Source organism: Sphingomonas sp. ACRSK, from assembly GCF_022346685.1.
Lineage (GTDB): Bacteria > Pseudomonadota > Alphaproteobacteria > Sphingomonadales > Sphingomonadaceae > Sphingomonas > Sphingomonas molluscorum.
The window spans coordinates 209,159-230,809 of sequence record NZ_JAKRNR010000001.1 but is presented as its reverse complement, the minus strand read 5'-3'; the positions used below and the strand labels follow the sequence as shown (position 1 = coordinate 230,809).

Here is a 21,651-nt window from a genome sequence, read left to right as displayed (position 1 = left end):
ATGAAGACCCTGACGCTGCTTCGCCACGCCAAGTCCGGCTGGGACGATCCCGTAGCGCGGGATTTCGATCGCCCGCTCAACGCCAAGGGCGCCCGCGCGGCCGAGACCATGGGCCGCCACCTGCGCGGCCTGGGGCTGGCCTTCGACCTGGTCGTCGCTTCGCCCGCGGTGCGGGTGCAGGAGACGCTCGACCATTTCGCCTCCGGGCTCGGCGAGACCCTGGCGCCCGAGTGGGACCGCCGGCTCTATCTGGCGTCGGAGGCGACACTGCTCGACGTGGTGCGGGCTCTTCCCGACGCCGCCGATCAGGTGCTGCTGGTCGGCCACAATCCGGGTCTGGAGGAACTGGTGCTGCTGCTCGCCGAGACCGGCGCGCTGCGGCAGGACGTGGCGGAGAAATTCCCGACCGCGAGCGTGGCGGTGCTGGAGGTGGGCGCGCACTGGAGCGAGACGTGCGACGGCGGCGCGACGCTCCTGCGCTTCATCCGGCCCCGCGACGTCGATCCGAGCCTAGGCCCGGACGTCGGCTGACGCTCAGCGGGCGTCGGCGGCGAGTGCGTCTGCCAGCATCGCCCGGATGCGGCGCAGCGGATCCTCGACCACTGGCTTGCCGCGCTCGGCAGCCAGCAGGTTCTGCACCCCGCGGATCGTGTAGCCCTCTTCGCTCAGCAGCTGGTGGATGCGCCGCACCAGCGCGACGTCCTCGGGGCGATAGTAGCGGCGCTGCCCGGCGCGGGTGACCGGCCGCAGCTCGGAGAAGCGGCTTTCCCAGTAGCGCAGCCGGTGCTGCGGCAGGCCCAACTCGGCCGCGACCTCGCCGATCGTGCGAAAGGCCGTCGCCGATTTCTCGGACACGGCTGAAATCCTCAGCTGGCAGCGACGATGCGGTCGCGCATCATCTGGCTGGCACGGAAGGTCAGCACCCGGCGCGGCGCGATCGGCACCTCTACCCCGGTCTTGGGATTACGGCCCACGCGCTCGCCCTTGTCGCGCAGCACGAAGCTGCCGAAGCCCGAAATCTTGACGTTCTCGCCCTTATGCAGAGCCTCGCACATGTGGCCGAGGATATCCTCCACCAGCTTGGCTGAATCGGCGCGTGAAAGCCCGACTTCCTTGTGCAGTGCCTCTGCGAGGTCCGCGCGTGTCAACGTCCCGCCCGCAGTCATGGCAAACCCCCTACCCAGTGAATGCGCCAAGCCGCGTACCACAAGGTTGCCCTTGGTCAAACCACCGGCTGCCGGCCGTGCGTCCGGCCAGCCAAGCCGATCAGAAGCGAACCACCGCCGCGCCCCAGGTGAAGCCGCCGCCCATCGCCTCGAGGACGATCAGGTCGCCGCGCCGGATGCGGCCATCGCGGACCGCCGTATCGAGCGCCAGCGGGACAGAAGCCGCCGAGGTATTGGCGTGCTGGTCGACGGTGACGACGACCTTCTCCGGTGCGAGGCCGAGCTTGCGCGCGGTGGCCTCAAGGATGCGGGCGTTCGCCTGGTGCGGCACCACCCAATCCACATCGGCGGAGGTGAGCCCAGCGGTTCCGAGCGACTCCTCCATCACCTGCGCCAGGTTGACCACCGCATGGCGGAAGACCTCCCTGCCCTTCATCCGCAGCTTGCCGACCGTACCCGTGGTGGAGGGGCCTCCGTCGACATAGAGCAGACCGTTGTGGCGGCCATCGGCGTGGAGCTTGGTCGCGAGGATACCCGGCGCGTCCGCATCCTCGGATTCGCGCGCTTCGAGCACCACGGCGCCGGCACCGTCGCCGAACAGCACGCAGGTCGCTCGATCTTCCCAATCGAGGATGCGGCTGAAGGTCTCCGCGCCGATCACCAGCGCGCGCTGATGCGCACCCGCGCGGATCATGCTGTCGGCGACCTGGATCGCATAGAGGAAGCCGGAGCACACCGCCGCGACGTCGAACGCGACGCAGTCGTTGACGCCGAGCGCTGCTTGGACGGTCGTTGCGGTCGCGGGGAAGGTCTGGTCGGGCGTGGCGGTCGCGAGGACGATCAGGTCGATCGCGTTCGGCTCGAGACCGGCTGCCGCGATCGCCTTGCTTGCCGCCTCGACCGCGAGCGACGAGGTCGTCTCGCCTTCCTCGGCGATGTGGCGGAAACGGATACCAGTCCGTTCGACGATCCATTCGTCCGTCGTGTCGACCCGCTCCGCGAGCTCGGCGTTGGAGACGCGGCGCTTGGGAAGGGCGGAGCCGGTGCCGGCGATCACGGAGCGACGAATCATGCGGCCTTCGCTTCGATCGCTGCCAGGTCCTCAGCGATCCGATGGGTTAGGTTGTTGCGCACCAGCTTGGCCGCGACCTCGATCGCGTTCGAAACGCCGGTGGCGTTCGCACCGCCATGGCTCTTCACCACCAGGCCGTTCAAGCCCAGGAAGATCGCGCCATTGTGATTGTTGGGATCGAGGTGATGCCGCAGCAGGTCGGTCGCGGGTTTGGAGATCAGGAAACCGACCTTGGAGCGGACCGAACTGCGGAAAGCACGCTTCAGCAGGTCCGCCACGAAGCGGGCGGTACCCTCGGCAGTCTTGAGCGCGATGTTGCCCGAGAAGCCGTCGCACACCACCACGTCGACTTCGCCACGCGAGAGGCGGTCGCCCTCGATATAGCCCGTGAAGGTGAGCGGCAGGTGCGTGGAGGCGCGGATCGCCGCGGCCGCATCGCGGACGCTGTCGATGCCCTTCATGTCCTCGGTGCCGATGTTGAGCAGCGCGACGCGCGGGCTCTCCAGGTCGAGCACGGCGCGGGCATAGGCAGCCCCCATCACTGCGAACTGGACGAGGTTGCGCGCATCGCACTCGGCATTGGCGCCGAGGTCGAGCATCACCAGGTCGTTCTCGCCCAGGCTCGGCAGCAGCGCTGCCAGCGCCGGACGATCGATGCCGGGCATGGTCCGCAGCGCGAGCTTGGCCATCGCCATCAGCGCGCCGGTATTCCCGGACGACACGGCGGCGGCTGCCCGGCCCTTCTTCACCAGATCGATGGCGATCCCCATCGACGTGGTGCGGGCGCGACGGATCGCCTGGCTCGGCTTGTCCGAAGACCCGACCAGTTCCGGCGCGTGGACCACCTCCGATGCAGCGGTGAGATTGGGGTGCGACTGGAGACCGGCGTGAATCGCCGTCTCGTCGCCCACCAGCAGGAACCGCAGGCCGGGATTGCGGCGACGCGCCTGGGCGACGCCGGCAAGCATCACCGCAAGGCCCTCGTCACCGCCCATCGCATCGACGGCGATCCACGAGTCCTCGGCCACCACGCCAGCGCCTCCGTTTGCGGTCAGGCTCAGCCTTCGACCGAGATGATCTCGCGGCCGTTATAGTGACCGCAACCCGTGCACAGGTTGTGCGGGCGCTTCAGCTCGCCGCAGTTCGGGCACTCCTGGAACGACTCGACCGAGAGCGAGTCGTGCGCGCGCCGCATGCCCCGGCGGGAGGGCGAGGTCTTTCTCTTGGGAACTGCCATGTCGGCACCTTTACCGGAAATCTAAGGATCGTTGGCCGTGAATACCCAAGTTTCGACCGGGCAAGCAGTGCCGGGCGACCGGCCGCTCGCCGGACCGGCAGCATGGGCCATGTCACGAAGCGAGCCGCGCCTATAGCGTTTTTGGCAGTGGTTGCAAGCTTGTGGCGGGAATGCGCCTCAGCGGCCGTCCGCAACTCGCCTTCCGGCCAGCACCGAATCGGCCACGAAGGGATTGGTCTGCCGCTCCTGCCCGAAGCGCCCGGGCTGCCCGTGACCGGGGATGAAGCTGGTGTCGTCGCCCATCGGCCACAGCTTGGTGACGATCGAGTCGATCAGCGCCTCGTGATTCGAGAGCGGGAAGTCCGTCCGGCCGACCGAGCCCGCGAACAGCACATCGCCCACCAGCGCGAACTTGGTACCGGGATGGTGGAAGACGACGTGGCCCGGGGTGTGCCCGGGCGTCTCGTACACGTCGAACGCGACCTCCCCCACCGTCACCTGATCGCCTTCGACCAGCCAGCGATCGGGTTCGAACGGCACCCCGCGCAGACCCCAGCGCTTGCCGTCTTCATCCAGGCGCGCGATCCAGAAACGGTCCGCCTCATGCGGCCCTTCGATCGGCACGCCCAGGGCATCGGCCAGCGGCTTTGCCTCGCCACAATGGTCGATGTGTCCGTGGGTCAGCAGAATCTTCTCGATCGTGACGCCGTTCTGCTCGGCAGCCTGGCGAAGCCGGTCGAGGTCGCCGCCGGGGTCGACAAAGGCGCCCCCCATCGTCCTGGTGCACCACAACAGCGTGCAGTTCTGCTGGAGCGGCGTCACCGGCACGATCGCCGCACGGATGGGAGAAGGCGTCATTCGGACGGGATAGGCGCGCATGCGGGCTTGCGGCAAGCGCCGCGCCGCTGCAATCCGCGGGAGGGATGCTCTTGCACGACGCCACGCCCTTCGTCCTGCTGGACGATGCCCGCCCCGGCGGGACTGCCCGGCTGTACCGGAACCCGCGTGCCGTCGTGCAGGCGGATACCCCGGAGGATGTCGCGCCGCTGCTGCAAGCGCTGGAAGACGCCCGAGCAGAGGGGCAGGCGGTTGCGGGCTTCCTGAGCTACGAAGCCGGGCGGGTCATCGAGGGCATGGCGGCCGCCCCTGCCGGCGCGCTGCCGTTTGGCTGGTTCGGCATCTTCGACGCGCACGAGCAGCTGGATGCCGATGCGCTGGCCACGCTGCTTCCGGACTCCGCCGGCGCCTGGATCGGCACGCCCGAGCCCGAACTCGACTATGCCGGCTATGCCGAGGCGTTCGATCGCGTCCGCGGGTGGATCGAAGCGGGCGACATCTACCAGGCCAATCTGACCTTCCGCGCGACCGCTCCCGTCCTGGGCGACCCGCGCGCGCTTTATGCCGCGATCCGGCCGCGCGCAGCGGCAGGGCATGGCGCGCTGGTCTGGACGGGTGCCGACTGGCTGCTCTCCTTCTCCCCGGAACTGTTCTTCCGGATCGAGGGCTCCACCGTTTCCGCCCGGCCGATGAAGGGAACGGCCCGTCGGGACCCCGACCCCATCCGCGACGCAGCCGCCGCAGCAGCTCTTGCCGAGGATCCCAAACAGCGCGCCGAGAATCTGATGATCCTCGACCTGTTGCGCAACGACATCGCCCGCGTGGCGGTCGCCGGCAGCGTGGAAGTACCCGAACGCTTCGTGGTCGAGTGCTACCCGACGGTGCACCAGATGGTCTCCAGCGTGCGCGGCATCCTCGCTCCCGGCAACAGCCCGGCCCAGGCGCTGGCGGCGCTGTTCCCCTGCGGCTCCGTGACCGGCGCGCCGAAGCGCCGGGCGATGGAGGTGATCGAGGCGGTGGAGCGATCGCCGCGCGGGATCTACACCGGCGCGATCGGCCGCATCGACGCGGATGGCGACGCCGCGTTCAACGTCGCCATCCGGACCCTCCATCTGAAACCCAATGCAGAGGCCGCGACGCTGGGCCTCGGCTCTGGCGTCGTCGCCGTTTCGACGCCTGCAGCCGAATGGCGCGAGTGCCACGACAAGGCGCGGTTCCTGACCAATGGCCAGCGACGATTCGATCTGATCGAAACCATGGCGTTCGACCCGCACCGCGGCATCCCGCTGCTCGAGCGACACCTGGAGCGCCTGAAGGCGAGCGCGCGGCGCCTGGGCTTCGCCTTTGATCGCCATGCCGCGCGCAACGAACTGCAAGCGGCCACCTTCCGGCTGGAGCAGCCGTCGCGCGTGCGGCTGCTGCTGTCGCCGAGCGGCGCGATCGCCGTCGAGGCAGGTCCGCTGCCGCCGGCGCCCTCCGAGCCGGTTTCCATCGCATTGGTACCGCTGCCGGTGTCCCCGGCGGATTTCCGCCTGCGCCACAAGACGAGCGACCGCCGTTTCTATGACGCCGCCCGCCAAGGGCTCGGGTGCTTCGACGTGGCGTTCGTCGCTCCTGACGGACAGGTGACGGAAGGCAGCTTCACCTCGATCTTCGTCGAGCGTGAGGGCTTGCTTCACACGCCGCCGCTCTCCGCAGGATTGCTGCCCGGAGTGTTGCGGGCCGAATTGCTCGGTACAGGCCGCGCGGTCGAGGCGCTCGTCCGACCCGCCGATCTCGCGCAAGGTTTTTACGTCGGCAATGCCGTCCGCGGACTTATTCGTGCGCGGTTGGTTGCGGAGCCCCCCTCCCCCCGCTAAGGCGCCAGCGCCTTTTCTCCAGCGGGAATTCCGATGAAGACCTCTGCCGCGCTCGACCGTATCAGCCCCTCGCCCACGCTCGCCATCACCTCCAAGGTGCTCGAGCTCAAGCGCCAGGGCGTCGATGTGATCGGGCTGGGCGCAGGCGAGCCCGACTTCGACACGCCCGACTTCGTCAAGGAAGCGGCGATCGAGGCGATCCGCGCGGGCAAGACGAAATACACCAACGTCGACGGCACGGCCGAGCTGAAGGAGGCGATCGTCGCCAAGTTCAAGCGCGACAACGGCCTCGACTATGCCGTCAACCAGATCAGCGTGAACGTCGGGGGCAAGCATACGCTGTTCAACGCAATGGTGGCGACGGTGAACCCGGGCGACGAGGTGATCGTGCCGGCCCCCTATTGGGTGAGCTATCCCGACGTGGTGCAGTTCGCCGGCGGCACGCCGGTGGTGGTGCAGGCGGGTGCCGACCAGGGCTACAAGCTGCGTCCCGAGCAGCTGGAGGCCGCGATCACCCAGCGCACCAAGTGGGTGATCCTCAACTCGCCGTCCAACCCGACGGGCGCGGCCTATACGGTCGAGGAACTGCGCGCCCTCGGCCAGTTGCTCGAGCGCCATCCGCATGTCTGGGTGTTCGCCGACGACATGTACGAGCACATCCTCTACGACGATTTCCAGTTCGCGACGATCGCGCAGGTGTGCCCGTCGCTCTACGAGCGCGTGCTGACCGTGAACGGCTGTTCCAAGGCCTATGCGATGACCGGCTGGCGGATCGGCTTCGCCGCCGGCGCACCCTGGCTCATCAAGGCGATGTCGAAGCTGCAGTCGCAATCGACCTCGAACCCCTGCTCGATCGCCCAGGCGGCGGCGGTGGCCGCGCTCAACGGCGACCAAAGCTTCTTGAAGGATCGCGCCGCGGCGTTCCAGAAGCGCCGCGATCTGGTTGTCGGCATGCTCAACGCGATCGAGGGCGTGACCTGCCCGACCCCGGAAGGCGCCTTCTACGTCTATCCCGAAGTGTCGGGGCTGATCGGCAAGACCGCACCCAATGGCCAGGTAATCGCCACCGACGAAGATTTCGCCGGCTACCTGCTGTCGGACGCCAAGGTCGCGGTGGTGCACGGCGCCGCCTTCGGCCTGTCGCCTGCCATGCGGATCAGCTACGCCACCTCGGAAGACGTGCTGCGCGAGGCGTGCTCGCGTATCCAGGCGGCCTGCGCGGCGCTTCGCTAGCCGCCGTTCCAGCTTTTTTTCCGCCGCGTCCCGACGCGGCGGAACTTCTTTGCACCGCAGCGTTTCGCGCGCGTGGCTTGCGAAGCCGCGTCGCCGATGCCAACTGGCGATGAACGGCAAGGCCAGCCCCGGTTCAGCCCCGGCGGCCTATCCCCGAACAGCGAACGACACGGAGTCGCAAGCAGCTGCAGTCCGCAGCTGCTCGCGACACGGCAATGGAACGACTCTGATGACGCAGAACAAGCCCCGCCCCGGTTTCTTCCGGCTTTTCCTGAGCGGCTTCGCGCTCGGCGCCGTAGCGCTGGTGAGCGTGCAGGTCGCGCAGCCGGCACAGGCATCCTCCTGGGACGCGCCGGTCGAAGCCACGAACTGATCTCCAGGTGGCGTCTTTGCCCCTGTTGATCGGCAAGGACGCCCCCATATTCGCGGCATGCGCCGCTTCTCTGCCCTGATCCTCCCTGCAGCCCTGGGGCTCGGTGGTCCCGCCCAGGCTGAACGCGCAGTTCCGATATCGGCCGTCGAACATGAGAGCCCCTCCAGCGGCAGCCGTGCGGTCGCCGTGTTCGCAGGCGGCTGCTTCTGGGGACTGGAGGCGGTGTTTGAGCAGGTGAAGGGCGTTTCTTTCGTAACCAATGGCTATGCCGGCGGCACGCAGGCGACCGCCACCTACGCGCAGGTCTCGACCGAGCGCACCGGCCATGCCGAGGCGGTCCGCATCACTTATGATCCGCGCGTCGTCAGCTACGGGACGCTGTTGCGCGTCTTCTTCTCGGTTGCGCACGATCCTACGCAGCGCGATCGCCAAGGCCCGGACCGCGGACCCAGCTATCGTTCCGCCATCTTTCCCCAGGATGCCGGGCAGCGTGCGACGGCCATCCGCTACATCCGGCAGCTTGACGCCGCGAAGCGCTTTCCCGGGCCGATCGCCACCCGTATCGAGGGGGGAAGGTTCTTCCCGCGGAGGGCTATCACCAGGATTTCGCCCGCCGCAATCCGCGCTATCCGTACATCGTGCGCTGGGATGCACCCAAGGTAGCGGCCTTTCGCGCCGCCTTTCCGACACTCGCGCGCTGAGGCTCAGATCAGCGCGAGCGCCGACAGTTCGCCGATGAGCCGCGGCGGCAGCTCGGCAATGCCTGCGCTGCCCTGGCCGAGATCCGGCGGCGCATCGGCTGCCTCCAGATACCGCCAGCCCTGGTGCGCGCGCTTGGGGCGCGCCTGGACCAGCACCAGGTCGGCCGCGAGATGAATCGCCACCCGGCCTCCCTCCGCCTCGCCGAAGCCCAGGATCGGCGACCGCGCGACCAGCTGGTGCTTGAGGATCCAGAACAGCGATCCGCCTTCGATCTCGGCGGCGCGCTTGGGCAGGTAGCGCGTCGTCAGCGCCCCACCCTCGGCCGCGCGCAGGCGCAGCCGTTCGGCGAGGTGATCGACGCTTTCGATCGCGAACGCGACCTTGGTGAGATGAAGTGGCACGCCGTGGATCTGGGGATTGAAGCGATGGCGCTCAAGTCAGCCGGTGAGCCCGGCCACCGTCGCTAGGCCCAGGAAGGCGAGGAAGCCCATCGAGTCGGTGGTCATGGTCACGAACACGGACGAGGCCACGGCCGGATCGGCACCGAAGCGCTCGAGGGTCAGCGGCACCAGAACCCCGGCCAGGCCCGCGATCAGGATGTTCGTCATCATCGCTGCGCCGATCACGGCACCCAGCCAGGGATTGCCGAACACCAGGCTCACGCCAATGCCGATCAGCAGGGCGATGGTGGCGCCGTTCATCAGCGCCACCTGGATCTCGCGCAGGATCGATCGCACCGTGTTCGACTGGGTGAGTTGGTTGGTCGCAAGCGCGCGCACCGTCACCGCCATGGTCTGGGTGCCAGCGTTGCCGCCAACGCCCGCCACGATCGGCATCAGCGTCGCCAGAGCGACCATCCGCGCGATCGTATCCTCGAACAGCGCGATGATGGTGGAGGCGACCAGCGCGGTGAACAGGTTGGTGACCAGCCAGCGTACGCGGGTGCGATAGCTTTCCAGCACCGGCTGGTTGATGTCGCCCTCGCCCGCACCCGACAGCAGCAGCGCGTCCTCGCCCGCTTCTTCCTGGATGATGTGGACGATGTCGTCGACGGTGATGACGCCGACTAGGCGGCCGCTGCCGTCAACCACCGCCGCGGAGATCAGCGCGTATTTCTGGAAGCGTAGCGCCACCTCTTCCTGGTCCATGTCGACCGGGATCAGCGTCTGCTCGCGCTTCATCACGTCGCTGACCGAGACGGAGCGCGGCGAGCGCAGGATCCAGGAGAGCTGGCAGGTGCCGACCGGGCGATGCGCCGGATCGACCACGAAGATTTCCCAGAAATCGGTGGCCAGCGACTCGCTGCCGCGCAGGAAGTCGAGCACGTCGCCGACGCTCCAATGCTCGGGCACCGCGATCAACTCGCGCTGCATCAGGCGGCCGGCCGATTCCTCGGGGTAGCTCAGCGCCTCCTCGATGGCGGCGCGATCGTCCGGGTCGAGCGCGCGCAGCACCGCGCGCTGGTCCGTCTCGTCCAGGTCCTCGATGATCGCGACCGCGTCGTCGGTATCGAGCTCGGCGGCGAGGTCCGCGACCTGATGCGGTTCGAGCGACTCGATCAGCGCATCGCGGACCCAGTCGTTCATCTCGGCCAGCACGTCGCCGTCCAGGCGATCGGCCACGGCGGAGGCGAGCGCCGGGCGCTGTTCGCCCGGTACCAGCTCGAACAGGTCGGCCAGGTCGGCCGGGTGCAGCGGCTCGACCAGCGCGCGCACCGTTTCGACATCGTCCGCTTCGACCGCATCGAGCACCGCGGAGACGAACTCGGGCTTCAGCCGGTCGTCGGCGTCGAGTTCACTTTCGGCGATGTCGTGGGCGGGAAGCTCGGTCTCGCTCATGGCTCGGCTCCCTCGCTGGCGTTGCGCGCCCGCTCTAGCGGCGGCGGCCGCGGTTGCAACCTCCAGGCCGCGGCTCTACGGACGGCATTCCCTAATTTTCCTGATTTCCGGAGCGTTTATGTCCGATCTTCCCAGCACGCTCGTGATGACGCTCGACACGGGCGAAGTGCGTATCCGGCTGCGTCCGGACCTGGCCCCCAAGCACGTCGAGCGCATCACCAAGCTCGCCGACAGCGGCTTCTACGACAACGTCGTGTTTCATCGCGTGATCGCGGGCTTCATGGCGCAGGGCGGCGATCCGACCGGCACCGGCACCAGCGGCTCCAAGGAGCCGAACCTGCCGGCCGAGTTCAGCCGCGAGCCGCACGTCCGCGGCACCTGCTCGATGGCGCGCACGATGGACCCGAACTCGGCCAACAGCCAGTTCTTCATCTGCTTCGACGACGCCCGCTTCCTGGACGGCCAGTACACCGTCTGGGGTGAAGTGATCGAAGGCATGGATGCCGTCGACGCGCTGCCCAAGGGCGAGCCGCCGCGCCAGCCCGGCAAGATCCTCAAGGCCCGCAGCGAGGCCTGATCCAGAAGGCCGGTCGCCCGGGGGGCGGCCGGCTTTTTCTTGGCCTCCGGGTCGTGGGTATTGTCCCCGCGAAGTCGGCCCCCTTCAGGCCCCTGCTCACGTCAGGGGTACGGACGCGGGCTTTGGCTAGATGTTCTGCGCGCCCAGCGCTTCGATCAGCCAGTCGTGGAACAGTCGTGCCGGCTCCTGCTGCATCATGCGGGGGCGGCATACGAACCAGTGGCTGTAGGTGCTCTCCACCGACATATCGAACAGCCGGACGAGCCGCGCATCGCGCGCCTCCTCGAAATGCGATTCGAGCATGAAGGCGACGCCCAGTCCCTGCGCCGCCGCCTCCAGCATCAACGCACCGGAATCGAAGAAGTCCGTCGCCGCCGGCTCCAGATAGGGAAGTCCGGCCGCTTGCCGCCAGTCGGTGAAGGTGTCCGGCATGTCGCGATGGATCAGCGCGGTGAGCTTGGACAGCTGCTTGGGATCGGTCAGCGGCATCTCCTCCACAAGTGCGCGCGATGCGATCGCATAGACGCGGTTCCGGTCCAGGCGCCGCGAGTAGAGCGCCGGGTCGATGGTGTGGCCAAGCACGATGCCGACGTCGATGCCGTCACCGAGCCGAGCAAGGCTGTGCCCCGCCGTATCCACGTCGAGATGGAGCTCCGGATGGCGCCGCTTGAGATCACCGAGGCGCGGCATCAGCTTCTGGGTGGCGAACAGCGGCAGCACGCCGAGGCGAAGGCGCAGCAGGTCCGACCCCGCCGACATCCGCTCCACCGCGTCCGAAAGCGTGTCGAGCGCATGCGAGATCATTCCCAGCAACCGCTCGCCGTCGTGGTTGAGGCGCAGCGCCTGGTGCCGCCGCTCGAACAGCGGCTTGCCGATGAAGCGCTCCAGCGCCTGAACCCGCCGGCTGAGCGCGGGACTCGACAAGGCAAGCTCCTCGGCCGCTGCCTTGATCGATCCAAGTCGGGCGACGTGCACGAATGCTTCGATCGCCGTGAGAGGAGGAAGCCGCCGCATCTGCTCCTGCCTTGTTGTTGCACCGCATCATAACTGTACCGCGCGATGGCGCTAGCACCGCCGCGCGCGAAGGAAATTAGCCCTTCGATTGCAGAATCTGCAACCGCGATATTTTCTTTCGCATTTGCACAAAAAAGCTCTGCACCGCATACGGAACAGGCCTTTCAGGCATCCTCTCCTAAACCTTTCACGGCCGGTCCTCGCGATCGGCCTTTTTTTTGCGCCTTGCCCGACGAACCCTCGATCCTATCTCCCGCACTCGTTTCGAGAAGGTGAAAGGATGCCGATGGCCGACGACGACTCGCAAGCGCGCCGGATACAGGTGGCGAATTCGCGGCCTGAGGACAGCGGTCGCGGCATTGCGCACCTTCCTCGTGCCCTCATGACCTCGCTCGGCCTTGCCGAGGGAGATGTGGTCGAGATCGTCGGCAAGCGGACGACACCCGCCCGCGCGGTCGGCCCCTATGGCGAGGACGAGGGTCTCGATCTGGTCCGGCTGGACGGCCTGCAGCGGGCGAACGCCGGCGTGGGTGCGGGCGACTTCGTCGAGGTGCGGCGTGTCGAATCGAAGCCGGCGACGCGAGTGGTGTTCGCGCCTGCCCAGCAGAACCTGCGCCTTCAGGGGTCCAGCAACGCGCTGAAGCGCACCTTTTTCGGACGGCCGATCTGCCAGGGCGACGTGGTGGCGACCGCCGGACACCAGCGCGTGACGGACCCTGCCATCCAGCGCTTCGTCAACGCTCCCGCCTATGCGCTGCAGGAAATCCGCCTCGCCGTCGTGTCCTCGACCCCCAAGGGCGTCGTGCATATCGACGAGAACACCGAGATCGAGCTGCGGCCCGAATATGAGGAGCCGCGCGAGGTGCGCCGCGCCGACGTCACCTATGACGACATCGGCGGCATGGCCGGCACGATCGACCAGCTGCGCGAAATGGTCGAACTGCCGCTGCGCTATCCGGAGCTGTTCCAGCGCCTGGGCGTCGATCCGCCCAAGGGCGTGTTGCTCCATGGGCCGCCCGGCACCGGCAAGACGCGTCTGGCGCGCGCGGTCGCGAACGAGAGCGATGCCGACTTCTTCCTGATCAACGGGCCCGAGATCATGGGCTCGGCCTATGGCGAGTCGGAAAAGCGGCTGCGCGAGGTGTTCGAGGAAGCGAGCCAGAACGCACCCTCGATCGTGTTCATCGACGAGATCGACTCGATCGCGCCCAAGCGCGGGCAGGTGTCGGGCGAGGCCGAGAAACGGCTCGTGGCGCAGCTGCTGACGCTGATGGACGGGCTGGAAGCGCGCGCCAATGTGGTGGTGATCGCCGCGACCAACCGGCCGGAGGCGATCGACGAGGCGCTGCGGCGCCCGGGCCGCTTCGACCGCGAGATCGTGGTCGGCGTTCCCGACGAACGCGGCCGTCGCGAGATCCTGGGCATCCACACCCGCGGCATGCCGCTGGGCGAGGGGGTCGACCTCACCGAACTGGCGCGGACCACCTATGGCTTCGTCGGCGCGGACCTGGCGGCGCTCACCCGCGAGGCGGCGATCGAGGCGGTGCGGCGGATCATGCCGAAGCTCAACCTGTCGGAGCAGACGATCCCGGCAGAGGTACTCGATACGCTGTCGGTCGGCCGCGACGACTTTCTGGAGGCGCTGAAGCGCGTCCAGCCTTCGGCGATGCGCGAGGTGATGGTGCAGGCACCCCAGGTCCGCTGGGAGGATGTCGGCGGGCTGGACGAGGCGCAAATGCGGCTCAAGGAAGGTGTCGAGCTGCCGCTCAAGTCTCCTGACGCGTTTCGCCGGCTCGGCATCCGTCCGGCCAAGGGTTTCCTGCTGTACGGCCCACCGGGCACCGGCAAGACGCTGCTCGCCAAGGCGGTCGCACGCGAGGCGGAGGCGAACTTCATCGCCACCAAGTCGAGCGACCTGCTTTCGAAATGGTATGGCGAAAGCGAGCAGCAGATCGCACGGCTGTTCGCCCGTGCCCGCCAGGTCGCGCCGTGCGTGATCTTCATCGACGAGCTCGACAGCCTGGTGCCTGCACGGGGCGGCGGGATGGGCGAGCCGCAGGTCACCGAGCGGGTGGTGAACACCATCCTCGCCGAGATGGACGGACTCGAAGAGCTCCAGTCCGTGGTGGTGATCGGGGCGACCAACCGGCCGAACCTGGTCGACCCGGCGCTGCTGCGCCCCGGCCGCTTCGACGAGCTGGTCTATGTCGGGGTGCCGGATCAGGCCGGCCGACGGCGGATCCTGTCGATCCAGACCGAGAAGATGCCGATCGGCGAGGACGTCGACCTGGATGCGATCGCGGCGGAGACCGAGCGCTTCACGGGTGCGGATCTGGAGGATGTGGTGCGGCGCGCGGGCCTGATGGCGCTGCGTGAGTCACTCTCCAACACCTCCGTGCGGATGTCCCATTTCCGCCAGGCGCTCGGCGAGTCGCGCGCCTCGGTCACCGCAGAAATGGAGCAGGAGTATCGGCAGATGTCCGCCAAGCTGAAGCAGGACGCGGTCGCGATTCAGCCGATCGGCTTCATCGCTCCCGGAATGGTACAGCCGCGCGGCGAGAAGCAATAATGGGACCGCGCGCCGCCTCCTGCACGGAAGCGGCGCGCGGCTTCCTTGGAAGGGCGTCGTTCGCCGCGCTGTGATACCGCATCGCGTCACGACGAAACCGTTCGGCTTGCATCTTCGTTTCGGTTTTGCGACGACAACTTCGACGCGGCTGCGGCCGCCCCGCCCAAGGATTTCCATGAACACCAGTTCCACCACCGCCAGCCGACGGAGCCCCAAGCGCGTTCCATCCCCGGCGGGCATGTTCCTGCGCGGATTCGTCAAGCATCCGGTGATGGTGGGATCGGTGATCCCCTCTTCGGGCAAGCTGATCCGCAAGATGCTGGCACCGGTCGACTGGGCCAACACCAAGGTGTTCGTCGAATATGGTCCGGGCGTGGGCACCTTTTGCCGCCCGATCCTGGAACGGATGGCACCGGACGCGCAGCTGATCGCGATCGATACCAACCCCGAGTTCATCGACTACCTGAACGGTACGATCCTCGACTCGCGTTTCTCGGCGGTGCACGCCTCTGCGGCCGACGTGGTCCAGATCGTCGCCGACCACGGGCATGCCCATGCGGACTATGTGCTGTCCGGCCTGCCGTTTTCGACCCTCCCCCCGGGCATCGGCGACAAGATCGCCACTGCCACCGCAGAGGTGCTGCGGCCGGGCGGTGCGTTCCTGGTCTATCAGTTCAGCCCCAAGGTCCGCGACTTCCTCTCGCCCAATTTCGAGCGGCTCGACCATGACATGGAGTGGTGGAACGTGCCGCCGGCGCAGCTGTATTGGGCCTGGAAGGACTGAGCCTTCAGGGCCCCTGCCCATCCCGCGCTGAGATTCCCGAGGGGCCGCGTGCACAGCCACGCGGCCCCTCGTCAATTCCACTGGTTGACGTGGGGCCAGGGGCACAACACATCTAGGTTCATGGACTATCTGAACCTGTCGGAATCCGAGTGGCGCAAGCGACTGTCGCCCCAGGCCTATCATGTGCTGCGGGAGGCGGGGACCGAGCGCGCCTTTGCCGGCCATTACAACGACAACAAGGCCGACGGCATCTATCGCTGCGCCGGATGCAGCAACGAGCTGTTCGACAGCGTCGACAAGTATGATTCCGGGTCCGGCTGGCCGAGCTTCACGCAGCCGATCGCCGAGGATCGGGTGACCAACCATAGCGATACCAGCCACGGTATGCGTCGCGTGGAAACGCGCTGCGCGCGCTGCGACGGCCATCTTGGCCATGTCTTCCCGGACGGCCCGCCGCCCACGGGTCTGCGCTATTGCATGAACTCGGTCGCGCTCGACTTCCGCCCACGCGCGCAAAGCGGCGGCTGATCGCAAGAACGGCGTTGCGCGCTTGTGGGCGGCGCCCGCAGCGCGTAATCCGGCACGGCTTCCATGGCCACCCGCACCCGTAAACGCCCGCCCGCGCCCCGGTGGCGCCGCATCCTGCTCTGGACCCTGGGTTCGGGGCTTGCCCTGCTATTGCTCGCCGCCCTCGGCCTCACCGTCGCGGTGATGAACGCGCGGGCCAATCTGCCGAGCTTCGGGGAGCTCAAGTCGTCCCCGAACGGGCAGATGATCCGGGTACGCGCCGCCGACGGCACGATCCTCGTCTCGCTGGGGCCGAGCTATGGCGAGTGGATCCCGTATGACGAGATCCCGCCGGTGATGCGCGACGCGATGGTCGCCGTGGAGGACCGGCGCTTCCGCTCGCATTGGGGCGTGGACCCGGTCGCCATCGCGCGCATCATCAAGTTCGCGATCGACAACCACGGCAACGGCCGGCGTTTGCAGGGCGCGTCCACCATCACCCAGCAGGTGGCGCGCACCATCTTCCTGTCGAACAGCTATACGGTGAGCCGGAAGCTGCGCGAGGTCGTCCTGGCGCTGGCGCTGGAGCGCAAGTTCACCAAGGACCAGATCCTCGAGCTGTACCTCAACAAGGTCTATTTCGGCGGCGGCGCCTATGGGATCGACGCGGCCTCGCGGCGCTTCTTCGGCCATCCCGGCACCTCGCTGGACCTATCGGAAGCGGCTGTCGTCGCCGGGCTGGTGAAGGCACCCTCGCGCTATTCGCCGACCGCCGATGCCGAGGCGGCCGTCGGCCGCGCCGGCGTCGTGCTGGAGTTGATGCAGGAGACGGGGGCGATCAGCGCGAGCGAGGCCGCATCGGCCGATCCGCATGCGGTAAAGCTCGCCCCAGAGCCCAAGCAGAACAGCGTCCGCTATTTTACCGACTGGGCATTGCCGCAGCTCGAGACGCTGATCGACGAAACCGACGCGCCGCTGGACGTCTGGACCACGCTGGACCTGTCGATGCAGCGGGCGGCCGACCAGGCGATCCGCGCCAGCGCGCCCGCCGGCGTGCAAGGCGCGTTGCTGTCGCTCGATCGCGACGGCGCCGTGCGGGCGATGGTCGGCGGCAAGGACTATGTGTCGTCGATCTACAATCGCGCGACCCAGGCGACCCGCCAGCCCGGTTCGGCGTTCAAGCTGTTCGTCTACCTGGCTGCGCTGGAAGCGGGCTACAAGCCCGAGGACCAGGTGGTCGACGAGCCGGTGACGATCAACGGATGGAGCCCCCGCAACAGCTCCGGCCGGTTCAACGGCTCGATGAGCCTGCGATCGGCGTTCGCCTATTCGATCAACACCGTGGCTGCAAAGCTGGGCCGCGACGTGGGCTACACCACGGTCGCCGACATGGCCCGCCGCTTCGGCATCACCACGCCGATCGACACGCGTCCGGCAATGGTGCTGGGCACCTCCGACGTGCGGCTGATCGACATGACCCGCGCCTTCGCCTCCGTGTCACAGAAGGGCGTTGCGGTGACCCCCTATGGCATCACCCGCGTGACTGCCGGTGGATCGGTGATCTACCAGCACCAGGTCGACACCTCGCGCGTGCTGGTCGCGCCTTATGTCGCCGCGCAGATGACGGACCTGCTCCAGACCGCCGTCGCGACCGGCACCGGCCGGGCGGCGCAGATCGGCCGGCCGGTAGCGGGGAAGACCGGCACGACCTCGTCCAACAAGGATGGCTGGTTCCTGGGCTTCTCGAGCGGGCTGACCACGGGCGTCTGGATGGGCCGCGACGATGCCCGCGCGGTCGGTGGCCTGCAGGGCGGCACCGCACCCGCGCGCGCCTTCGCGAGCTTCATGCAAAAGGCGGTCGCCAGTCGCCCGGTCGAGAATTTCGAGACGCAGGTGACACTGCCCGAATGGCAGGAAGAACCGGACGCCGAATCCTACTATGGCGAGCCCGACAACGGCGTGTTCGTCGACGAGAACGGCTATCCGATCGAAGGGCCGTCGGAGCCGGAGGTGTTGCCGCCGGCACAAGTCCAGCAGCAGCCCACGCGCACGCCCTACGAAGAGCCGGCGCCGCGCGAGACGTTGGACCAGGAGTGGCTGGATCGGGCGATCGGCCGGACCGGGCCGCCGCGGGAGTCCGCACCGCCACCGCGCCGGCCGGCACCGGGCGATCCCAGACGATCGGTCGAACGCCCGGGCTATGATCCGGACGTGCGCCCGTACCAGTGAAGCGACGCACCGTGCGCGCGGAGCCATGCGCGCGCCGGTGCCGGATCGGCCTCCAGCAACCGCGCCACGGCGGCATGGAAGGCCGGACTGTGGTCCATGTGCAGTCTATGCGCGACCTCATGCGCCACGGTGGCGCGCAGCACGAACGCAGGCGCCAGGATCAGCCGCCAGCTGTAGCGGATCGCCCCGGATCCGGTGCAGCTCCCCCACCGACCGCGCGGGTCGCCGATGGCCACCTGAGTGACGGTGACGCCCGCACGCATGGCGTAGTGCTGCGTCTCCTTGGACAGCAGCGCCAGCGCCTCGCTGCGTAGCCAGCGCTCCACGCGCGCGGGCACCCGCTCGATCGGCCCTCCGCATCGAAGCAGATCGCCTTCACGCACGGGGCTGCGGCCGGCCTTCTCCTCCCACACGATTCGAAGCTCGGCATCGCCGAAGGGGATGGTTTCGCCAGGGGCGAAGGGCCGCGCTTCGGGGAGGCGTGCCTGTTGCGCGTCGATCCAGGCCCGCTTGCTCTCCGCCCAGGCAAGCGCCGGGCGGAGCGCTGCGCGGGCAGGGAGGGTGAGCCGCACGCGTCCCGTCGCCGGATCCACCGACAGGCGCGCGCGGCGTGCCCTTGGGTGCCGGACTACCTCGATCGGCGCGCCTGGCGCTTCGTTCACAGCGGGCGATCGACCAGATGATGCTCGAGGTCGCCGGCATCGTCCTCGGAGATGGTCCACCCGCGGGTCGACTCCCCGGCGGCATGCACCGCCTCCCGGTCTCCGCAGACGAGATAATGCCAGTCGGGCAGCGGCTCGTCGTTCGCGCGCAGTCGATAGGCGCAGGTCGAAGGAAGCCACTCGATGTGGGGGACCGATCGAGCGGTCAGCCGCACGCATTCGGAGACATAGGCGTGGCGATGGCGGTAATCGCTGCACTGCCCGGAGCGGCGATCGAGCAGCCTGCAGGAGACGTTGGTCGCCATCAGCTCACCCGTTTCCTCGTCCTCCAGCTTGTGCACGCAGCACTTGCCGCAGCCGTCGCACAGTGCCTCCCACTGCGCGCGATCGAGCTTGGAGAGGGGAGTATCTTCCCAGAAACGATCGCTCATCGCACCCACCGTTCGAGTTCACGGGCGGTCGCCTGGGGGCCCTGGTCCGTGGGCAGCAACGCGATCGGCTGGCCATCCGGGCCCATCAAATAGGCCTGGGTCCCATGATCCATCAGATATTCGGTCGCGCCCGCATCCTGGCGCTTCGCGAACGGGACCGCATAGGCACGCGCAACCTGCGCGATCGCCTCCGGTGTGCCGGTGAGGCCAACCATCCGCGGATGGAACGCAGCGACATAGCGTCCCACGACCTCGGGCGTATCCCGCTCCGGATCGACGGTGATGAAGATCGGCACGACCTTGGGAGCCAGATCCGGATGCGCGCCCTCGAACGCCTTGAGCCCGGCGGCGATCTTCTGGAGATCGACCGGGCAGACGTCCGGGCAGAAGGTGTAGCCGAAGTAGACGATGCGGTAGCGGCCGGCGAAGTCAGTATCGCGAACCGTCTTGCCTGCCCCATCAGTGAGCGCAAACGCGCCGCCGATGCGCGCGCCGGCAAGCGGTGGCTCCTGAGACGGGGCGTTCGTCGCCCCCCCGCATCCGGCGAGAAGCAGCGCGAGCGACAACATCGGGACGGTAGCGAGGCGAGCGAAGCGTTCCATGGTGTGATCAGCCATGATCTGATAGGCTTGCGCTTGCAAGCAGCCCCAGCGGATGAGTAGATTTCGCCCCATGTCCCGCGTCTTGAACCTGTGTCTCGCCGCCGCTCTCGTAGCGTCTCCCTCCATCGCCTCCGCCCAGCAGCGCTCGCAAAGCTACGAGTTCCTCGAAGCGGTGCGGAAGGGAGACGGGGACAAGGTCACCAACTTCCTGAACCAGCCTGGCCAGCTGCTGATCAACAGCAAGGACCGGACCACCGGCGACGCCGCCTTGCACATCGTGGCGAGCCGTAGCGACAGCGTGTATCTCCGCTTCCTGCTTTCGAAGGGTGCGGACCCGAACATCCAGGATGCCGACGGCAACACACCGGCGATGCTGGCGGTCGAGAAAGGCTTCACCGACGGATTGGATACGCTGATCCGCTACAAGGCCAATCTGAACCTTGCGAATTCGCGGGGCGAGACTCCGCTGATCCGCGCGGTGCAGCTGCGCCGCATCGATCTGGTGCGTACGCTGATCGAAGGCGGGGCCAACCCGGACCAGGCGGACGTCATGGCCGGCATGTCGGCGCGGGACTATGCCCGGCGCGACACGCGCACCCCTGCGCTGCTCAAGCTGATGGACGAAGCGCCCAAGGCCAAGAAGCCCGTCGTCGCCGGTCCGCGCCTCTAGGCGCGGGAAACGCGCGCGGCGGGCTACCAGCCCTGCACCGCATCGGGATCGGTGACGCCGATCAGCCGACGCGCAGCGCGGCGGGCGAAGGCGAGGGTGCACCGCTTGCGGGTGGCCGCTGCCAGCGGCACCGTGGTCGCCTCCCGCAGCACTGCGGCATCGTAGCGATCGGCAACCAATATGCCGCAACGTTCGGGCAGGAAGGCCTCGGTTTCGAGGATTGCGGTGTCGAATCCGGCCGGCACTGCCCAGAAATAGCGATCGCAATGGCCGAGATAGTCGGTCCACTTGCCATCCCCGAGCAGGTCGCTGCGCGACACCTTGATCTCGACGATGACGATGCGGCCGCGCGCATCGAGCGCCATCAGGTCGGCACGGCGTCCACCGTCCAGCGGCACTTCCGCCATGGCGGTGCAGTCATGCCGCAGCAGCAGGCGGGTCACCCCACGGGCGACATCCGCCGCCACCAGCGGACCGGCATCGACCGTGGGCAACGCAGACGCGGCGTTCGGAACAAGCACGGAACCCATGCCGCGCTTGTTAGAACAATTCACGAACGCGGGGAAGCCCCGCGCCGGGACGATCAGCGGTAGAAGACGTGATTGCCGACAGAGGCCACGCGGGCCTTGCCCCAGCGCGGCGCAAGGCGACGGGCGTGAAAGAACAGCGCGCCGTCAGCAGGGCTGTCCCAGAGCGCGCGCTTTGCGACATGCGCCACGGCAACCGCAGTGCGCCACGCGCTGCTGCCCGCGTTCGGCTCAGGCAGCTTGCCGCCGCGCACGAACGAGAACTGGCCCGGCTGCTTCAGCACGCCGCACGCAGTGTCCGGGAAGCGACCCGACTGGGTGCGGTTCAGGATGACTTCGGCAACGGCGAGCTGGCCGGAAAGCGGCTCACCCTTCGCCTCATAATAGATGCCGGTGGCGAGGCAGTTGATCTGCTCGTCTTCGCCTACATTCGACGGCTGCGCGGCAACCGCCGCAGCAAGCGAGCCAAAGGTGGCGGTGACGCTGGCCGTACCCACCGCCTGAACGATCGGAGTGGAGGCAGCGAAGGTAACGGTCTGCGGCTTCAGCGGGGAAGCGGCGGGGGCGGCCGTCGTTGCGACGGTGGCCAGCTGGGTAACGGGGGCTGCGGGAACCTTTGCCGCGCTCTCCACGTTAACAGTCTCGACGGATGCACGTTCTGCTTCGAACGCGAAACCCGGAGTGGTGATCGCGCCCAGCAGCGCGACACAGAGATAGAGGGCCGCGGTGCACGCGGTCCGCTTCTTGGACGACATGGATCAT

The 21,651-nt window shown here is 67.9% G+C and carries 24 protein-coding genes and 1 pseudogene; 11 read left to right on the top strand and 14 right to left on the bottom strand.

Annotation, left to right across the window (positions count from 1 at the left end; translation table 11 throughout):
- Complete coding sequence (locus tag MHZ35_RS01195; RefSeq protein ID WP_239434002.1) at positions 1–531, top strand: SixA phosphatase family protein; 531 nt, start codon at positions 1–3, stop codon at positions 529–531.
- Between the two features lie 3 nt (positions 532–534).
- Here MHZ35_RS01195 and MHZ35_RS01190 read toward each other — a convergent pair whose 3' ends face one another.
- From MHZ35_RS01190 to MHZ35_RS01165, 6 genes are all read right to left on the bottom strand, one after another.
- Entirely contained in the window at positions 535–864 is a 330-nt protein-coding gene (locus MHZ35_RS01190; protein WP_239434022.1) for a MerR family transcriptional regulator, read from the bottom strand.
- Between the two features lie 2 nt (positions 865–866).
- Entirely contained in the window at positions 867–1,166 is a 300-nt protein-coding gene (locus tag MHZ35_RS01185; protein WP_125960166.1) for an integration host factor subunit alpha, read from the bottom strand.
- A 100-nt stretch (positions 1,167–1,266) separates the two neighbouring features.
- Positions 1,267–2,238 carry a beta-ketoacyl-ACP synthase III gene (locus MHZ35_RS01180; protein WP_239434001.1) on the bottom strand — a complete coding sequence of 324 codons (972 nt, stop codon included), beginning with the start codon at positions 2,236–2,238 and terminating at the stop codon, positions 1,267–1,269.
- Positions 2,235–3,266: a phosphate acyltransferase PlsX gene (gene plsX / locus MHZ35_RS01175; protein WP_342453495.1), complete on the bottom strand. Its 1,032-nt coding sequence runs from the start codon at positions 3,264–3,266 to the stop codon at positions 2,235–2,237. Before plsX ends, MHZ35_RS01180 begins: the two co-directional genes overlap by 4 nt.
- A gap of 29 nt (positions 3,267–3,295) precedes the next feature.
- Entirely contained in the window at positions 3,296–3,475 is a 180-nt protein-coding gene (rpmF, locus tag MHZ35_RS01170; protein ID WP_125960169.1) for a 50S ribosomal protein L32, read from the bottom strand.
- 177 nt (positions 3,476–3,652) lie between these two features.
- Positions 3,653–4,333 (bottom strand): MBL fold metallo-hydrolase, encoded by a 681-nt coding sequence (locus MHZ35_RS01165; protein WP_239434000.1) that lies wholly within the window; start codon positions 4,331–4,333, stop codon positions 3,653–3,655.
- A gap of 65 nt (positions 4,334–4,398) precedes the next feature.
- On the opposite strand from MHZ35_RS01165, the gene pabB reads away from it, so the two are divergent.
- The 4 genes and pseudogenes from pabB to msrA all read left to right on the top strand — a co-directional run bounded on the left by pabB (position 4,399) and on the right by msrA (position 8,478).
- Entirely contained in the window at positions 4,399–6,171 is a 1,773-nt protein-coding gene (gene pabB, locus MHZ35_RS01160) for an aminodeoxychorismate synthase component I (protein ID WP_239433999.1), read from the top strand.
- 33 nt (positions 6,172–6,204) lie between these two features.
- On the top strand, positions 6,205–7,404 hold the full coding sequence (locus MHZ35_RS01155; RefSeq protein ID WP_239433998.1) for a pyridoxal phosphate-dependent aminotransferase: 1,200 nt from the start codon (positions 6,205–6,207) through the stop codon (positions 7,402–7,404).
- A gap of 109 nt (positions 7,405–7,513) precedes the next feature.
- A complete protein-coding gene (locus MHZ35_RS01150; RefSeq protein WP_239433997.1) occupies positions 7,514–7,777 on the top strand; it encodes a hypothetical protein in 264 nt (87 codons plus the stop codon).
- Between the two features lie 57 nt (positions 7,778–7,834).
- Positions 7,835–8,478, top strand: a pseudogene (gene msrA, locus MHZ35_RS01145) (peptide-methionine (S)-S-oxide reductase MsrA).
- Positions 8,479–8,481: 3 nt separating this feature from the next.
- Here the strand turns inward: msrA and MHZ35_RS01140 are convergent.
- Positions 8,482–8,880 (bottom strand): DUF1489 family protein, encoded by a 399-nt coding sequence (locus MHZ35_RS01140; RefSeq protein ID WP_125960174.1) that lies wholly within the window; start codon positions 8,878–8,880, stop codon positions 8,482–8,484.
- 36 nt (positions 8,881–8,916) lie between these two features.
- Positions 8,917–10,317 (bottom strand): magnesium transporter, encoded by a 1,401-nt coding sequence (mgtE, locus tag MHZ35_RS01135; protein WP_132882979.1) that lies wholly within the window; start codon positions 10,315–10,317, stop codon positions 8,917–8,919.
- Between the two features lie 118 nt (positions 10,318–10,435).
- Between mgtE and MHZ35_RS01130 the strand changes: the two genes are divergently transcribed.
- Complete coding sequence (locus tag MHZ35_RS01130; protein WP_129342715.1) at positions 10,436–10,894, top strand: peptidylprolyl isomerase; 459 nt, start codon at positions 10,436–10,438, stop codon at positions 10,892–10,894.
- Positions 10,895–11,020: 126 nt separating this feature from the next.
- On the opposite strand, the gene MHZ35_RS01125 is transcribed toward MHZ35_RS01130, so the two are convergent.
- Complete coding sequence (locus tag MHZ35_RS01125; RefSeq protein WP_125960177.1) at positions 11,021–11,908, bottom strand: LysR substrate-binding domain-containing protein; 888 nt, start codon at positions 11,906–11,908, stop codon at positions 11,021–11,023.
- Between the two features lie 286 nt (positions 11,909–12,194).
- Between MHZ35_RS01125 and MHZ35_RS01120 the strand changes: the two genes are divergently transcribed.
- The 4 genes from MHZ35_RS01120 (at position 12,195) to MHZ35_RS01105 (ending at position 17,997) form a co-directional block, all read left to right on the top strand.
- A complete protein-coding gene (locus tag MHZ35_RS01120) occupies positions 12,195–14,477 on the top strand; it encodes a CDC48 family AAA ATPase (RefSeq protein ID WP_239433996.1) in 2,283 nt (760 codons plus the stop codon).
- A 175-nt stretch (positions 14,478–14,652) separates the two neighbouring features.
- Positions 14,653–15,261 (top strand): class I SAM-dependent methyltransferase, encoded by a 609-nt coding sequence (locus MHZ35_RS01115; protein WP_239433995.1) that lies wholly within the window; start codon positions 14,653–14,655, stop codon positions 15,259–15,261.
- Between the two features lie 120 nt (positions 15,262–15,381).
- Entirely contained in the window at positions 15,382–15,789 is a 408-nt protein-coding gene (gene msrB, locus MHZ35_RS01110) for a peptide-methionine (R)-S-oxide reductase MsrB (RefSeq protein WP_239433994.1), read from the top strand.
- 63 nt (positions 15,790–15,852) lie between these two features.
- Positions 15,853–17,997 (top strand): transglycosylase domain-containing protein, encoded by a 2,145-nt coding sequence (locus MHZ35_RS01105; protein WP_239433993.1) that lies wholly within the window; start codon positions 15,853–15,855, stop codon positions 17,995–17,997.
- Here the strand turns inward: MHZ35_RS01105 and MHZ35_RS01100 are convergent.
- From MHZ35_RS01100 to MHZ35_RS01090, 3 genes are read right to left on the bottom strand one after another with little or no spacing between them, the layout of a single operon-like run.
- On the bottom strand, positions 17,967–18,659 hold the full coding sequence (locus tag MHZ35_RS01100; protein ID WP_239433992.1) for a M48 family metallopeptidase: 693 nt from the start codon (positions 18,657–18,659) through the stop codon (positions 17,967–17,969). The two genes, MHZ35_RS01105 and MHZ35_RS01100, sit on opposite strands and share 31 nt — an antisense overlap.
- Complete coding sequence (locus tag MHZ35_RS01095; RefSeq protein ID WP_129342729.1) at positions 18,656–19,090, bottom strand: YcgN family cysteine cluster protein; 435 nt, start codon at positions 19,088–19,090, stop codon at positions 18,656–18,658. Before MHZ35_RS01095 ends, MHZ35_RS01100 begins: the two co-directional genes overlap by 4 nt.
- The gene (locus tag MHZ35_RS01090) at positions 19,087–19,707 is read right to left on the bottom strand and encodes an SCO family protein (protein WP_239433991.1); all 621 of its coding nucleotides are present in this window, start codon (positions 19,705–19,707) and stop codon (positions 19,087–19,089) included. Before MHZ35_RS01090 ends, MHZ35_RS01095 begins: the two co-directional genes overlap by 4 nt.
- 55 nt (positions 19,708–19,762) lie before the next feature.
- Here MHZ35_RS01090 and MHZ35_RS01085 point away from each other — a divergent pair, with 55 nt between their 5' ends.
- Positions 19,763–20,362 (top strand): ankyrin repeat domain-containing protein, encoded by a 600-nt coding sequence (locus MHZ35_RS01085; RefSeq protein ID WP_125960184.1) that lies wholly within the window; start codon positions 19,763–19,765, stop codon positions 20,360–20,362.
- Between the two features lie 23 nt (positions 20,363–20,385).
- Here the strand turns inward: MHZ35_RS01085 and MHZ35_RS01080 are convergent, their stop codons facing one another.
- Together MHZ35_RS01080 and MHZ35_RS01075 are read right to left on the bottom strand one after the other, a co-directional pair.
- On the bottom strand, positions 20,386–20,892 hold the full coding sequence (locus MHZ35_RS01080) for an MmcB family DNA repair protein (RefSeq protein WP_239433990.1): 507 nt from the start codon (positions 20,890–20,892) through the stop codon (positions 20,386–20,388).
- Between the two features lie 53 nt (positions 20,893–20,945).
- Positions 20,946–21,644, bottom strand: a complete 699-nt coding sequence (locus MHZ35_RS01075; protein ID WP_239433989.1) for a cell wall hydrolase — start codon at positions 21,642–21,644, stop codon at positions 20,946–20,948.
- Between the last annotated feature and the right edge of the window lie 7 nt (positions 21,645–21,651).

What these genes read in the sequence shown, in the direction of transcription:
- MHZ35_RS01195 (WP_239434002.1), top strand. Translation starts at nt 1, where the DNA reads ATGAAGACCCTGACGCTGCTTCGCCACGCCAAGTCCGGCTGGGACGAT.
- MHZ35_RS01185 (WP_125960166.1), bottom strand. Translation starts at nt 1,166, where the DNA reads ATGACTGCGGGCGGGACGTTGACACGCGCGGACCTCGCAGAGGCACTG.
- MHZ35_RS01180 (WP_239434001.1), bottom strand. Translation starts at nt 2,238, where the DNA reads ATGATTCGTCGCTCCGTGATCGCCGGCACCGGCTCCGCCCTTCCCAAG.
- rpmF (WP_125960169.1), bottom strand. Translation starts at nt 3,475, where the DNA reads ATGGCAGTTCCCAAGAGAAAGACCTCGCCCTCCCGCCGGGGCATGCGG.
- MHZ35_RS01165 (WP_239434000.1), bottom strand. Translation starts at nt 4,333, where the DNA reads ATGACGCCTTCTCCCATCCGTGCGGCGATCGTGCCGGTGACGCCGCTC.
- pabB (WP_239433999.1), top strand. Translation starts at nt 4,399, where the DNA reads ATGCTCTTGCACGACGCCACGCCCTTCGTCCTGCTGGACGATGCCCGC.
- MHZ35_RS01155 (WP_239433998.1), top strand. Translation starts at nt 6,205, where the DNA reads ATGAAGACCTCTGCCGCGCTCGACCGTATCAGCCCCTCGCCCACGCTC.
- MHZ35_RS01150 (WP_239433997.1), top strand. Translation starts at nt 7,514, where the DNA reads ATGAACGGCAAGGCCAGCCCCGGTTCAGCCCCGGCGGCCTATCCCCGA.
- mgtE (WP_132882979.1), bottom strand. Translation starts at nt 10,317, where the DNA reads ATGAGCGAGACCGAGCTTCCCGCCCACGACATCGCCGAAAGTGAACTC.
- MHZ35_RS01130 (WP_129342715.1), top strand. Translation starts at nt 10,436, where the DNA reads ATGTCCGATCTTCCCAGCACGCTCGTGATGACGCTCGACACGGGCGAA.
- MHZ35_RS01125 (WP_125960177.1), bottom strand. Translation starts at nt 11,908, where the DNA reads ATGCGGCGGCTTCCTCCTCTCACGGCGATCGAAGCATTCGTGCACGTC.
- MHZ35_RS01120 (WP_239433996.1), top strand. Translation starts at nt 12,195, where the DNA reads ATGGCCGACGACGACTCGCAAGCGCGCCGGATACAGGTGGCGAATTCG.
- MHZ35_RS01115 (WP_239433995.1), top strand. Translation starts at nt 14,653, where the DNA reads ATGAACACCAGTTCCACCACCGCCAGCCGACGGAGCCCCAAGCGCGTT.
- msrB (WP_239433994.1), top strand. Translation starts at nt 15,382, where the DNA reads ATGGACTATCTGAACCTGTCGGAATCCGAGTGGCGCAAGCGACTGTCG.
- MHZ35_RS01105 (WP_239433993.1), top strand. Translation starts at nt 15,853, where the DNA reads ATGGCCACCCGCACCCGTAAACGCCCGCCCGCGCCCCGGTGGCGCCGC.
- MHZ35_RS01095 (WP_129342729.1), bottom strand. Translation starts at nt 19,090, where the DNA reads ATGAGCGATCGTTTCTGGGAAGATACTCCCCTCTCCAAGCTCGATCGC.
- MHZ35_RS01090 (WP_239433991.1), bottom strand. Translation starts at nt 19,707, where the DNA reads ATGGCTGATCACACCATGGAACGCTTCGCTCGCCTCGCTACCGTCCCG.
- MHZ35_RS01085 (WP_125960184.1), top strand. Translation starts at nt 19,763, where the DNA reads ATGTCCCGCGTCTTGAACCTGTGTCTCGCCGCCGCTCTCGTAGCGTCT.
- MHZ35_RS01080 (WP_239433990.1), bottom strand. Translation starts at nt 20,892, where the DNA reads ATGGGTTCCGTGCTTGTTCCGAACGCCGCGTCTGCGTTGCCCACGGTC.
- MHZ35_RS01075 (WP_239433989.1), bottom strand. Translation starts at nt 21,644, where the DNA reads ATGTCGTCCAAGAAGCGGACCGCGTGCACCGCGGCCCTCTATCTCTGT.